This is a genomic window from Enterobacter sp. BNK-34, from assembly GCF_048684445.1.
GTDB lineage: Bacteria > Pseudomonadota > Gammaproteobacteria > Enterobacterales > Enterobacteriaceae > Enterobacter > Enterobacter pseudoroggenkampii.
In genome coordinates this window covers 1,040,547-1,054,087 of sequence record NZ_JBLQUA010000001.1, presented here as the reverse complement: position 1 = coordinate 1,054,087, position 13,541 = coordinate 1,040,547, and the positions used below count along the sequence as shown (strand labels likewise).

General features: G+C 55.6%; 10 protein-coding genes, 2 tRNA genes, 1 rRNA gene and 1 riboswitch. Of the genes, 11 read left to right on the top strand and 2 right to left on the bottom strand.

What is annotated here, in order from left to right:
- Positions 1–23 precede the first annotated feature (23 nt).
- The 4 genes from argC (at position 24) to oxyR (ending at position 4,497) form a co-directional block, all read left to right on the top strand.
- The gene (argC, locus tag ACMGG5_RS05330) at positions 24–1,028 is read left to right on the top strand and encodes an N-acetyl-gamma-glutamyl-phosphate reductase (RefSeq protein ID WP_024909174.1); all 1,005 of its coding nucleotides are present in this window, start codon (positions 24–26) and stop codon (positions 1,026–1,028) included.
- Between the two features lie 6 nt (positions 1,029–1,034).
- Complete coding sequence (gene argB / locus ACMGG5_RS05325) at positions 1,035–1,811, top strand: acetylglutamate kinase (RefSeq protein WP_208763347.1); 777 nt, start codon at positions 1,035–1,037, stop codon at positions 1,809–1,811.
- Between the two features lie 77 nt (positions 1,812–1,888).
- Positions 1,889–3,262, top strand: coding sequence for an argininosuccinate lyase (gene argH / locus ACMGG5_RS05320; protein ID WP_148769931.1), 1,374 nt, complete (start codon positions 1,889–1,891; stop codon positions 3,260–3,262).
- Positions 3,263–3,570: 308 nt separating this feature from the next.
- The gene (oxyR, locus tag ACMGG5_RS05315; RefSeq protein WP_023333839.1) at positions 3,571–4,497 is read left to right on the top strand and encodes a DNA-binding transcriptional regulator OxyR; all 927 of its coding nucleotides are present in this window, start codon (positions 3,571–3,573) and stop codon (positions 4,495–4,497) included.
- Here oxyR and sthA read toward each other — a convergent pair.
- On the bottom strand, positions 4,471–5,871 hold the full coding sequence (sthA, locus tag ACMGG5_RS05310) for a Si-specific NAD(P)(+) transhydrogenase (protein WP_008501785.1): 1,401 nt from the start codon (positions 5,869–5,871) through the stop codon (positions 4,471–4,473). The two genes, oxyR and sthA, sit on opposite strands and share 27 nt — an antisense overlap.
- Positions 5,872–6,067: 196 nt before the next feature.
- Between sthA and fabR the strand changes: the two genes are divergently transcribed.
- The gene (gene fabR / locus ACMGG5_RS05305; RefSeq protein ID WP_008501784.1) at positions 6,068–6,706 is read left to right on the top strand and encodes an HTH-type transcriptional repressor FabR; all 639 of its coding nucleotides are present in this window, start codon (positions 6,068–6,070) and stop codon (positions 6,704–6,706) included.
- A gap of 9 nt (positions 6,707–6,715) precedes the next feature.
- On the top strand, positions 6,716–7,075 hold the full coding sequence (locus ACMGG5_RS05300) for a YijD family membrane protein (protein WP_008501783.1): 360 nt from the start codon (positions 6,716–6,718) through the stop codon (positions 7,073–7,075).
- Positions 7,076–7,164: 89 nt separating this feature from the next.
- Here ACMGG5_RS05300 and trmA read toward each other — a convergent pair whose 3' ends face one another.
- Positions 7,165–8,265: a tRNA (uridine(54)-C5)-methyltransferase TrmA gene (gene trmA / locus ACMGG5_RS05295; RefSeq protein WP_024909850.1), complete on the bottom strand. Its 1,101-nt coding sequence runs from the start codon at positions 8,263–8,265 to the stop codon at positions 7,165–7,167.
- A gap of 104 nt (positions 8,266–8,369) precedes the next feature.
- Positions 8,370–8,546: riboswitch (cobalamin riboswitch) on the top strand.
- A 65-nt stretch (positions 8,547–8,611) separates the two neighbouring features.
- Between trmA and btuB the strand changes: the two genes are divergently transcribed.
- The 5 genes from btuB to ACMGG5_RS05270 all read left to right on the top strand — a co-directional run bounded on the left by btuB (position 8,612) and on the right by ACMGG5_RS05270 (position 13,449).
- Positions 8,612–10,465: a TonB-dependent vitamin B12 receptor BtuB gene (gene btuB / locus ACMGG5_RS05290; protein ID WP_024909851.1), complete on the top strand. Its 1,854-nt coding sequence runs from the start codon at positions 8,612–8,614 to the stop codon at positions 10,463–10,465.
- On the top strand, positions 10,410–11,261 hold the full coding sequence (gene murI, locus ACMGG5_RS05285; protein WP_048989427.1) for a glutamate racemase: 852 nt from the start codon (positions 10,410–10,412) through the stop codon (positions 11,259–11,261). The genes btuB and murI overlap by 56 nt, the downstream gene beginning before the upstream one ends.
- Before the next feature lie 383 nt (positions 11,262–11,644).
- Positions 11,645–13,184, top strand: a 16S ribosomal RNA gene (locus ACMGG5_RS05280).
- Between the two features lie 69 nt (positions 13,185–13,253).
- Positions 13,254–13,330: transfer RNA gene (locus ACMGG5_RS05275), tRNA-Ile, on the top strand.
- A 43-nt stretch (positions 13,331–13,373) separates the two neighbouring features.
- Positions 13,374–13,449 (top strand) — tRNA-Ala (locus ACMGG5_RS05270).
- Positions 13,450–13,541 lie beyond the last annotated feature (92 nt).

The following is a 13,541-nucleotide window of genomic DNA, read 5'->3' as shown; positions in this document are numbered from 1 at the left end:
AACGTTGAGCATAAAGGAACCCGATGTTGAATACGCTGATTGTAGGCGCTAGCGGTTATGCGGGCGCAGAGCTTGTAAGCTACGTGAATCGCCATCCACATATGACCATAACCGCTTTGACCGTGTCAGCGCAAAGCAATGATGCAGGAAAGTTAATTTCCGATTTGCATCCGCAGCTTAAGGGCCTGGTCGATCTGCCGCTGCAGCCCATGTCTGACATCAGCGAGTTTACCGACGGCGTCGACGTGGTGTTTTTAGCCACCGCGCATGAGGTCAGCCACGACCTGGCGCCGCAGTTTCTGGCGGCCGGCTGCGTGGTCTTCGACCTCTCCGGCGCGTTCCGCGTTAACGACGGCGCGTTCTACGAAAAATATTACGGTTTCACCCATCAGCACCCTGATCTGCTTGAAAAAGCTGTGTACGGCCTGGCGGAGTGGAGCGCAGATAAACTGAAAGAAGCGGACCTGATTGCCGTTCCGGGCTGCTACCCGACGGCGGCGCAGCTTTCCCTGAAGCCGCTGATCGACGCGGGCCTGCTGGATCTGAACCAGTGGCCGGTGATCAACGCCACCAGCGGCGTGAGCGGTGCAGGGCGTAAGGCGGCGATCTCCAATAGCTTCTGCGAAGTGAGCCTTCAGCCGTATGGCGTGTTTAATCACCGTCATCACCCTGAAATCACGACGCATCTGGGCGCGGACGTCATTTTCACCCCGCACCTGGGCAGCTTCCCGCGTGGGATCCTCGAAACCATCACCTGTCGCCTGAAACCGGGCGTGACCAAAGAGCAGGTGAGCGAGGTCTTCACGCAGGCGTATGCGGATAAACCGCTGGTGCGCCTGTACGACAAAGGCGTGCCGGCGCTGAAAAACGTGGTCGGTCTGCCGTTCTGCGATATCGGCTTTGCCGTTCAGGGTGAGCATCTCATCGTGGTGGCCGCAGAAGATAACTTACTGAAAGGCGCTGCCGCACAGGCAATGCAGTGTGCAAATATTCGTTTCGGTTTCCCGGAAACGCAGGCTCTTATTTAAGGTGTGATGATGAACCCATTAATTATCAAACTCGGTGGTGTACTGCTGGACAGCGAAGAAGCGCTGGAGCGTCTGTTTACCGCGCTGGTGAACTATCGCGAATCACATCAACGTCCGCTGGTGATTGTGCACGGCGGTGGCTGCGTGGTGGATGAGCTGATGAAAGGGCTCAACCTGCCGGTGAAAAAGAAGAACGGCCTGCGCGTGACGCCTGCTGACCAGATTGGCATCATTACCGGCGCGCTGGCGGGTACGGCGAACAAAACGCTGCTGGCGTGGGCGAAGAAACACCATATCGCGTCCGTGGGCCTCTATCTGGGCGATGGCGACAGCGTAAAAGTGACCCAGCTCGACGAAGAGCTCGGCCACGTTGGACTGGCGCAGCCAGGTTCGCCTAAGCTGATTAACACGCTGCTGGAAGGCGGTTTCCTGCCGGTGGTGAGCTCCATCGGCGTGACCGAAGAGGGCGAGCTGATGAACGTTAACGCTGACCAGGCGGCGACCGCGCTGGCGGCAACGCTGGGCGCGGACCTGATCCTGCTCTCCGACGTGAGCGGTATTCTGGACGGTAAAGGCCAGCGCATTGCGGAAATGACGGCTGAGAAAGCCGAGCAGCTGATTGCTCAGGGCATTATTACCGACGGCATGATCGTCAAAGTGAACGCCGCGCTGGATGCCGCGCGCACGCTGGGCCGCCCGGTGGATATCGCCTCCTGGCGCCACGCGGAGCAGCTCCCGGCGCTGTTTAACGGCACGCCGATTGGCACGCGTATTTTAGCGTAATCGATTTAATGTTTTGTAGGCCCGGTAAGCGCAGCGCCACCGGGCAATGAAATTCAAAGATATTAAGGAAGCATGTTATGGCACTTTGGGGTGGGCGTTTTACACAGGCAGCGGATCAGCGGTTCAAACAGTTCAACGACTCTTTGCGCTTCGACTACCGCCTGGCCGAACAGGATATTGTCGGCTCTGTGGCCTGGTCCAAAGCGCTGGTAACGGTAGGCGTACTGACCGCAGACGAACAATTACAGCTGGAAGAAGCGCTGAACAATCTGCTGGAAGAGGTGCGTCTGGATCCGCAGCAAATCCTGCAGAGCGATGCCGAAGATATTCACAGCTGGGTGGAAGGCAAACTGATCGACAAGGTCGGCCAGCTGGGTAAAAAGCTGCACACCGGCCGCAGCCGTAACGACCAGGTCGCCACCGACCTGAAGCTGTGGTGTAAAGATACCGTCGGCGAACTGCTGGCGGCCAACCGTCAGCTGCAGAGCGCGCTGGTGGAAACCGCGCAGAACAACCAGGACGCGGTGATGCCGGGTTATACCCACCTGCAGCGCGCCCAGCCGGTGACCTTTGCGCACTGGTGTCTGGCCTACGTTGAGATGCTGGCGCGTGACGAAAGCCGTCTGCAGGATACCCTGAAACGTCTGGACGTCAGCCCGCTGGGCAGCGGCGCGCTGGCGGGTACCGCTTACGAAATCGACCGTGAACAGCTGGCAGGCTGGCTGGGCTTTGCCTCCGCTACCCGTAACAGCCTGGATAGCGTCTCCGATCGTGACCATGTGCTGGAACTGCTCTCTAACGCGTCTATCGGTATGGTGCACCTGTCGCGCTTTGCCGAAGACCTGATCTTCTTTAACTCCGGCGAAGCGGGCTTTGTTGAGCTGTCCGACCGCGTGACCTCAGGTTCATCCCTGATGCCGCAGAAGAAAAACCCGGACGCGCTGGAGCTGATCCGCGGGAAATGTGGCCGCGTGCAGGGTGCGCTGACCGGCATGATGATGACCCTGAAAGGGCTGCCGCTGGCGTACAACAAAGACATGCAGGAAGACAAAGAGGGGCTGTTCGACGCGCTCGACACCTGGCTGGACTGCCTGCACATGGGCGCGCTGGTGCTGGACGGCATTCAGGTGAAACGTCCGCGCTGCCAGGAAGCGGCGCAGCAGGGCTATGCGAACTCTACCGAACTGGCGGATTATCTGGTGGCGAAGGGCGTACCGTTCCGCGAGGCGCACCATATTGTCGGTGAAGCGGTGGTCGAGGCGATTCGTCAGGGCAAGCCGCTGGAAGATCTGACGCTGGCCGATCTGCAGAAGTTCAGCGCGGTTATCGGGGATGATGTGTATCCGATTCTGGCGCTGCAGTCCTGTCTGGACAAGCGTGCCGCGAAGGGCGGCGTGTCGCCGAAGCAGGTGGCGCAGGCGATTGCGGATGCGAAAAACCGGCTGGTTTGAACCGTGCGGGCTGGTGCCCTCACCCCGGCCCTCTCCCACAGGGAGAGGGAGAAAAACGGAGCCTGGCTTAGCGCTGGGCTTTTTTTTTACGCAAAAAAAAAAGCGGACCACGGGGTCCGCAAAAGTTCACGTTGGCTTTAGTTGTTCGAGTTTTGAGAGAAACTCGCTGACGGTGCGGGGACGTCAAGGGTCAAACACGTGCCGCCTCGTCTATGTGGTGTATTATTCAACAGAATGCTTGATAGGGATAATCGTTCGTTGCTATGCTATCTATCGCCATGAACTATCGTGGCGACGGAGGATGAATAATGAATATTCGTGATCTTGAATACCTGGTAGCGTTAGCCGAGCATCGTCACTTTCGCCGCGCGGCAGATTCCTGTCACGTCAGCCAGCCCACGCTGAGTGGCCAGATCCGCAAGCTGGAAGACGAGCTGGGCGTGATGCTGCTGGAGCGCACCAGTCGTAAGGTTCTGTTCACACAGGCAGGTCTTCTGCTGGTGGATCAGGCGCGCACCGTGCTGCGCGAGGTCAAAGTGCTCAAGGAAATGGCAAGCCAGCAGGGGGAGGCGATGTCCGGCCCGCTGCATATTGGCCTGATCCCAACCGTTGGCCCGTACCTGTTGCCGCACATCATTCCGATGCTGCACCAGACGTTCCCGAAACTCGAAATGTACCTGCACGAAGCGCAAACCCATCAGCTGCTGGCGCAGTTAGATAGCGGCAAGCTCGACTGCGCCATTCTGGCACTGGTAAAAGAGAGTGAAGCCTTTATTGAAGTGCCGCTGTTCGATGAGCCGATGATGCTGGCGATCTATGAAGATCATCCGTGGGCGAACCGCGATCGCGTGCCGATGGCCGATCTGGCGGGTGAAAAGCTGCTGATGCTGGAAGATGGCCACTGCCTGCGCGACCAGGCGATGGGCTTCTGCTTCGAAGCGGGTGCGGATGAGGATACCCATTTCCGCGCAACCAGCCTGGAAACGCTGCGTAACATGGTCGCGGCGGGAAGCGGTATAACGCTGCTGCCTGCGCTGGCCGTGCCGCGCGAGCGTAAGCGTGATGGCGTGGTCTATTTGCCGTGCATCAAGCCGGAGCCGCGTCGCACTATCGGCCTGGTATATCGTCCGGGTTCACCGCTGCGCAGCCGCTATGAGCAGCTGGCAGAGGCCATCCGTGGTTCGATGGATGGCCATTTCGACAGCGCGTTAAAACAGGCGGTTCAGGCCGTTTAGGGCCGCTACCCGGTAGGCTTCCGCCATGGTCGGGTAGTTAAAGGTGGTGTTAACGAAGTACTCAATGGTGTTACCACCACCTTTCTGCTCCATTATCGCCTGGCCGATATGAATGATTTCCGCGGCGCGTTCACCAAAGCAGTGAATCCCGAGGATCTCTTTCGTCTCGCGGTGGAACAGGATCTTCAGCGTTCCCACGCTCATCCCCACGATTTGCGCCCGCGCCAGATGTTTAAACTGCGCACGACCCACCTCGTAAGGCACCTTCATAGACGTCAGCTGCTGCTCGGTTTTCCCTACGGAACTGATTTCCGGGATGGTGTAGATGCCCGTCGGGATATCTTCAATCAGATGCGCCGTCGCTTCGCCTTTTACCAGCGCCTGTGCGGCAATGCGTCCCTGGTCGTAAGCAGCTGAGGCCAGGCTTGGGTAGCCAATCACGTCGCCGACCGCGTAAACGTGCGGCAGGGCGGTCTGATACATGCTGTTGACCTTCAGCTGACCGCGGCTGTCGGTCTCAAGGCCGATATTTTCCAGCTGCAGGGAATCGGTGTTGCCGGTACGGCCGTTGGCGTACAGCAGGCAGTCCGCTTTCAGCTTCTTGCCGGACTTCAGGTGCATGATCACCCCGTCGTCACAGCCTTCGATCTTCTCGTACTCTTCGTTGTGGCGAATCACCACGCCGCTGTTCCAGAAGTGGTAGGAGAGCGAATCTGACATTTCCTGATCGAGGAACGCCAGCAGGCGGTCGCGGGTGTTGATCAGGTCAACTTTGACGTCCATTCCGCGGAAGATCGACGCATATTCGCAGCCAATAACCCCTGCGCCATAGATAATGACGTGGCGGGGTTCATGGTGCAGGCTCAGAATCGAATCGCTGTCGTAGACGCGCGGGTGCGAGAAGTCCACGTCGGCCGGATGGTAAGGACGTGAGCCGCAGGCAATTACAAATTTTTCAGCGGTGATGGTTTCAACCGACCCGTCGTGGCATTCGAGTGCCAGGGTGTGTTCATCCACAAAATGCGCGTTGCCCTGCAAAATTTCGCAGTGGTTACGCTCATAAAACCCCTGACGCATACGTGTCTGCTGGTTAATGACGGTATCCGCGTGATTCAGGATGTCGGCAAAGGAGGAACGAAGAAGTCGGGAATGGTCGCTGTAAAGAGGGTTCTGGTTAAATTCGATAATGCGGCTAACGGCGTGGCGGAGGGCTTTCGAAGGGATGGTGCCCCAGTGGGTGCAACCGCCGCCGACATTATGGTAGCGCTCGATGACCGCTACTCTGGCTCCCTGTTTCACCAGACCCATAGCAGCGCCTTCGCCGCCGGGGCCGGAACCAATAACTATTGCGTCGTAATCGTAGGAATGTGGCATGGTAAGGCTTACCTGTTCTTATACATAAAAGCAACAGAATCATAACATCATTGCCAGAGTAACCCAATTATCGTTGTGCTTTTTTCCGGCAGTGGAGCACAAACCGCACGTAAACAATCATTCACAAAGCCAGGCAAACAGATTAATTTTATTCTCTGGTATAGTGCCATCAGGCCTTTGGAAGGATTCAACTATCGTGATGGGCGTAAGAGCACAACAAAAAGAGAAAACCCGGCGTTCGCTGGTGGAAGCCGCATTCAGTCAACTGAGTGCCGAGCGGAGTTTTGCCAGTTTGAGCCTGCGCGAAGTCGCACGCGAGGCCGGGATTGCGCCAACGTCCTTCTATCGTCACTTCCGTGATGTGGATGAACTGGGCCTGACCATGGTCGACGAGAGCGGCCTGATGCTGCGTCAGCTGATGCGCCAGGCGCGTCAGCGTATCGCCAAAGGGGGCAGCGTGATCCGCACCTCCGTGTCGACCTTTATGGAATTTATCGGCAACAATCCCAACGCGTTTCGTCTGCTTCTGCGCGAGCGTTCGGGCACATCGGCAGCGTTTCGTGCCGCCGTCGCGCGCGAAATTCAGCACTTCATCGCGGAACTTGCCGACTATCTTGAACTCGAAAACCATATGCCGCGTGCGTTTACTGAAGCACAGGCCGAGGCGATGGTGACGATTGTATTCAGCGCGGGTGCCGAAGCGCTGGATGTCAGCATTGAACAACGCAAGCAGCTTGAAGAGCGACTGGTATTGCAGCTCAGGATGATCTCCAAAGGCGCGTACTACTGGTATCGCCGTGAACAAGAGAAACTGGCACATCAAACCGAAGAGTGAAGGTGAGTAATGAAACAGTCAGGTCAGGATAAAGGGACGCTGTTGCTGGCATTGATCGCTGGCTTATCCATTAATGGTACGTTTGCCGCTATTTTTAGCTCAATCGTGCCGTTTTCGATTTTCCCGCTTATTGCGCTGGTGCTGACGGTATACTGCCTGCATCAACGTTACCTGAACCGCACCATGCCGGTGGGGTTACCGGGGCTGGCCGCCGCCTGCTTTATTCTGGGCGTATTGCTGTACAGCACCGTGGTTCGCGCGGAATATCCGGATATCGGCTCTAACTTCTTCCCTGCGGTACTGTCTGTGGCGCTGGTGTTCTGGATTGGCTCGCGCATGCGTAGCCGTAAGAGCCAGTTACCTGAGTAAAGGGTTTTGTCATTGTAGGCCGGATAAGCGAAGCGTCATCCGGCTTTTTTGGCAGGTGGCGCTTCGCTTACCTGCCCTACAACGCCACATTACTTCGCCGTGAGGAGTACACCGCACTCCATATGGTGCGTATACGGGAACTGATCGAACAGCGCCAGACGTTCAATATTGTGCGTCTGGCCTAATGTTTCGAGATTCTTGCACAGCGTCTCCGGGTTACAGGAGATGTACAAAATACGCGGGTACGCCTGCACCATCTTCTCTGTTTCGCTGTCCAGGCCACTGCGCGGCGGGTCGACAAAAATCGTCTCACACTGGTAGCTCTTCAGATCGATCCCTTCCAGGCGGTTAAACTGGCGAACGCCGTTCATGGCCTGGGTAAACTCTTCAGCAGCCATGCGAATGATCTGCACGTTGTCGATATGGTTAGCGGCAATGTTGTACTGCGCGGCGGCCACCGACGGCTTGGCGATTTCCGTTGCCAGCACGCGATCGAAGTTACGCGCCAGCGCCAGCGAGAAGTTGCCGTTACCGCAGTAGAGCTCAAGCAGATCGCCCGTTGACCCTTCCGTCGCCTTCAGCGCCCACTCCAGCATCTGCACGTTCATCGCGGCGTTCGGCTGGGTGAAGCTGTTCTCGACCTGACGGTAAACCATCTCTCTACCCGCTACCGGCAGGCGCTCGTCGATGTAGTCCTGATCCAGCATGATTTTGGTTTTTGTCGCGCGGCCAATCAGGTGAACGTTGATGTTCTGCGCGCGCAGCGCATCGCGCAGCGCTTCCGCCTGCTCGCGCCACTCGTCGTTCAGGGCTTTGTGGTACAGGAGAGAGACAATCGCCTGATTGCTTTGCGTGGTCAGGTAGTCAATCTGGAACAGCTTGTTACGCAGTACCGGATTGTTGCGCACGCCGTCCATTATCAGCGTCATTAACTGGTTAATGAGCTCGCTCGCCGCCGGAAAGCTGTCCACGCGGATACGGGACTTTGTCTGCTGATCGAAAATGATGTGGTACAGGTCGTCACCGTCGTGCCAGATGCGGAACTCGGCGCGCATGCGGTAGTGGCTGACAGGAGAGCGGAACACCTCGGGAACGGGCGCGTTGAAAGGCGTCATCATACTTTGCAGGCGGACAACTTTCTCTGCCAGCTGCGCGTCGTACTGTTCTGTCGGGAGGTGTTCTGGGGTCATGATGCGTCCTGAGTGATAAAGAATTACGCGGCGATTGTAGGCATTGTTCAGGGGATGTCCAGATTTAATGGCCAATAGCTGTCTGGACATCCATACGTGTCTAATTGTAGCATTCTGTTTCCGGTCTCCTGAGAGTGAAAAGGGAATCCAGTGTAAATCTGGAGCTGACGCGCAGCGGTAAAGACTGGCGGGATGAGCGTTGTAGACACTGTGAAAATGGGAAGTCTTCATCCTTATATAGCCACCTAGCCCGAAGACCTGCCGGGATCACGTCGCATTTGGTTTCATCATCGCGTGCTATCGATGAGGCCTGCGGCATCCTTCTTATATTGTGGATGCTTTAACAATGATTAAAAAAGTATCGCTGTTGACGGCGTTGTCCGTCACGGCATTTTCGGGCTGGGCGCAGGACAGCGCCGACTCGTTGGTGGTGACGGCAAATCGTTTTGAACAACCGGCAAAAACTGTTCTGGCACCGACGTCCGTCGTGACGCGTGAAGACATTGAGCGCTGGCAGGCAAAGAGCGTGGTGGAAATCATGTCACGTCTGCCTGGCGTGGATATCGCGCAAAGCGGTGGAATGGGCTCGAACTCTTCGACTTTTATTCGCGGAACGGAATCTCGCCATGTGCTGGTGCTGGTTGACGGTATTCCTTTGAATAACGCCGGGATCAGCAACGTTCCCGATCTGAGCCAAATCCCGACCTCGCTGATTCAGCGTATTGAGTACATCCGTGGTCCGCGTTCAGCCCTGTATGGCTCCGACGCGATTGGTGGCGTGATTAACATCATTACCGGACGTGATAAGCCGGGTGCAGAAATCTCAGCGGGCGTTGGCTCTAAGGGATATCAGACCTATGATGGCGCTTTCCAGCAGGTGCTGGATAAAACCAAAATCACCATGGCGGGTAACTACACCTATACCCGGGGTTTTGACATCGCCGCAAAAGATGCGCCGCGCCAGCCTGACCGCGATGGCTTTATGAGTAAATCGCTGTACGGCTCCGTGGAACAGCAGATTACCGACAGCGTGAGCGGCTTCTTCCGTGGCTTTGGTTATGACAACCGCACCGCGTATGACGGTTACGATCACTACGACGCCAACTTTATGGTGGATGGACGACCTGATACTCGCCAGCTCTACAGCCAGAACTGGGATACCGGTCTGCGTTACAACCAGGGGATTTTCCAGTCACAGCTGGTGGCGGGCTATGGTCGCAGTAAAGATCAGAACTATGATCCGAAGAAAGGGCGTTACGCTGATTCCGCCACCATGGATGACGTGAAGCAGTACACCACCCAATGGCTCAACACCGTAGAAGTCGGTCACGGCAACATTGGCGCAGGTCTGGACTGGCAAAAGCAGAAGACCCAGGCTGGAACGGGCTATCTGGAGAAAGGTTACGAGCAACGCAATACCGGCGTGTTTGTTTCGGCGATGCAGCAGTTCAGCAGCGTGACGCTTGAAGCGGCGGCGCGTAATGACGATAACTCTAACTTCGGCAACCATGGCACGTGGCAAACCAGCGCAGCGTGGGAGTTTGTGGAGGGCTATCGCGTCATTGCCTCCTACGGTACCGCATTTAAAGCACCGACCATGAGCCAGATCCACAGTGCCTCTTACGGTAATCCGGACCTTAAACCAGAGGAGAGTAAGCAGTGGGAAGGTGGCTTTGAAGGCCTGACGGGACCGGTCAACTGGCGTATCACCGGTTATCGCAATGACATTGATAATCTTATTAGCAGCGATCCGCATACGTATCGTTACTACAACGTTGACGAAGCACGTATTAAAGGTGTGGAAGCGACGGCACAGTTCGATACTGGCCCGGTCGGACATCAGATTTCCTATGATTATGTCGACCCGCGTAATGCCAAAACCAACGAAGTACTGGCCCGTCGTTCTAAGCAGCAGGTTAAGTATCAGCTTGACTGGCAGGTATGGGATCTCGACTGGAACCTTGCCTATCGTTATCTGGGCACCCGCTATGATGTCGCGATTGATCCAGACACCTATTCGTCAGAACGCGTGAAAATGGGCGGTGTTAGTCTGTGGGATGTCGCAGTTTCGTATCCTGTCACCTCACATCTCACAGTTCGTGGTAAAATAGCCAATCTGTTCGATAAAGATTACGAGACAGTTTATGGCTACCAAACTGCAGGACGGGAATACACCTTGTCTGGCAGCTACACCTTCTAATCCGCGTCCCACCGTGCTGGTGTTTGATTCCGGCGTCGGTGGGCTTTCGGTCTATGATGAGATTCGGCATCTTCTGCCGGATCTCCATTACATCTACGCCTTCGATAACGTCGCTTTCCCGTACGGGGAAAAGAGCGAAGATTTTATTGTTGAGCGTGTCGTTGAAATCGTCACCGCGGTACAAAAGCGCTATCCCCTTGCGCTGGCCGTCATCGCCTGTAATACGGCGAGCACCGTTTCTCTTCCCGCCCTGCGTGAAAAATTCCAGTTCCCGGTTGTGGGCGTCGTTCCTGCAATAAAGCCTGCCGCGCGTCTGACTGCGAACGGCATTGTGGGTTTGCTGGCCACGCGAGGCACGGTAAAGCGTCCTTATACCCGCGAGCTGATCGACCGTTTTGCCAACGAATGCCAGATAGCGATGCTGGGTTCGGCTGAGCTGGTGGAGATGGCTGAAGCGAAGCTGCATGGCAAGGCGGTATCACTCGAGGAGCTGCGTCGTATTCTTCGTCCGTGGCTGCGAATGCCCGAACCTCCGGATACCGTTGTGCTGGGCTGTACCCACTTCCCGCTATTACAGGAAGAGCTATTGGAGGTGCTGCCGGAGGGGACGCGCCTGGTGGATTCCGGTGCGGCTATTGCCCGTCGTACGGCCTGGTTGCTGGAGCATGAAGCGCCGGATGCGAAATCTACCGATGCGAATATCGCGTTTTGTATGGCTATCACGAAAGAGACTGAGCAACTTTTACCCGTTTTACGCCGTTATGGCTTTGAAACGCTCGAAAAACTGGCGCTGTAGCACGGTTTTGAGCAAAAAAGAGACGGTTGAAAGTTTTTTTTAAAAGAGGGGTTGTCAACGTCTGAGAACTCCCTATAATGCGCCTCCACTGACACGGAACAACGGCTTACAGGCCGCCGGGTTAGCGGGGTTCAGAGATGAACGCCAGCAGAGAAAAGCGAAAATAATCACTTGACTCTGAATGAGGAAAACGTAATATACGGGACCTCGCAACGGTGAGCTTAACGCCGCGTTGCAACTGCTCTTTAACAATTTATCAGACAATCTGTGTGGGCACTCAAAGTGACATGGATTCTTAACGTCCTCGGACGAAAAATGAATACCAAGTCTCTGAGTGAACATACGTAATTCATTACGAAGTTTAATTCACGAGCATCAAACTTAAATTGAAGAGTTTGATCATGGCTCAGATTGAACGCTGGCGGCAGGCCTAACACATGCAAGTCGAGCGGTAGCACAGAGAGCTTGCTCTCGGGTGACGAGCGGCGGACGGGTGAGTAATGTCTGGGAAACTGCCTGATGGAGGGGGATAACTACTGGAAACGGTAGCTAATACCGCATAACGTCGCAAGACCAAAGAGGGGGACCTTCGGGCCTCTTGCCATCAGATGTGCCCAGATGGGATTAGCTAGTAGGTGGGGTAACGGCTCACCTAGGCGACGATCCCTAGCTGGTCTGAGAGGATGACCAGCCACACTGGAACTGAGACACGGTCCAGACTCCTACGGGAGGCAGCAGTGGGGAATATTGCACAATGGGCGCAAGCCTGATGCAGCCATGCCGCGTGTATGAAGAAGGCCTTCGGGTTGTAAAGTACTTTCAGCGGGGAGGAAGGCGGTGAGGTTAATAACCTCATCGATTGACGTTACCCGCAGAAGAAGCACCGGCTAACTCCGTGCCAGCAGCCGCGGTAATACGGAGGGTGCAAGCGTTAATCGGAATTACTGGGCGTAAAGCGCACGCAGGCGGTCTGTCAAGTCGGATGTGAAATCCCCGGGCTCAACCTGGGAACTGCATTCGAAACTGGCAGGCTAGAGTCTTGTAGAGGGGGGTAGAATTCCAGGTGTAGCGGTGAAATGCGTAGAGATCTGGAGGAATACCGGTGGCGAAGGCGGCCCCCTGGACAAAGACTGACGCTCAGGTGCGAAAGCGTGGGGAGCAAACAGGATTAGATACCCTGGTAGTCCACGCCGTAAACGATGTCGACTTGGAGGTTGTGCCCTTGAGGCGTGGCTTCCGGAGCTAACGCGTTAAGTCGACCGCCTGGGGAGTACGGCCGCAAGGTTAAAACTCAAATGAATTGACGGGGGCCCGCACAAGCGGTGGAGCATGTGGTTTAATTCGATGCAACGCGAAGAACCTTACCTACTCTTGACATCCAGAGAACTTTCCAGAGATGGATTGGTGCCTTCGGGAACTCTGAGACAGGTGCTGCATGGCTGTCGTCAGCTCGTGTTGTGAAATGTTGGGTTAAGTCCCGCAACGAGCGCAACCCTTATCCTTTGTTGCCAGCGGTTAGGCCGGGAACTCAAAGGAGACTGCCAGTGATAAACTGGAGGAAGGTGGGGATGACGTCAAGTCATCATGGCCCTTACGAGTAGGGCTACACACGTGCTACAATGGCGCATACAAAGAGAAGCGACCTCGCGAGAGCAAGCGGACCTCATAAAGTGCGTCGTAGTCCGGATTGGAGTCTGCAACTCGACTCCATGAAGTCGGAATCGCTAGTAATCGTAGATCAGAATGCTACGGTGAATACGTTCCCGGGCCTTGTACACACCGCCCGTCACACCATGGGAGTGGGTTGCAAAAGAAGTAGGTAGCTTAACCTTCGGGAGGGCGCTTACCACTTTGTGATTCATGACTGGGGTGAAGTCGTAACAAGGTAACCGTAGGGGAACCTGCGGTTGGATCACCTCCTTACCTTAAAGAACCTGCCTTTGTAGTGCTCACACAGATTGTCTGATGAAAAACAGCAGTAAAAATCTCTGCAGGCTTGTAGCTCAGGTGGTTAGAGCGCACCCCTGATAAGGGTGAGGTCGGTGGTTCAAGTCCACTCAGGCCTACCAAACTCCTTTTAAAGGATGAGCGGTACAGAGATTGCAAAACGATGGGGCTATAGCTCAGCTGGGAGAGCGCCTGCTTTGCACGCAGGAGGTCTGCGGTTCGATCCCGCATAGCTCCACCATCTTTTACTGCAAACCCAAGAAAACTTCAGAGTGAACCTGAAAAGGTGCACTGCGAAGTTTTGCTCTTTAAAAATCTGGATCAAGCTGAAAA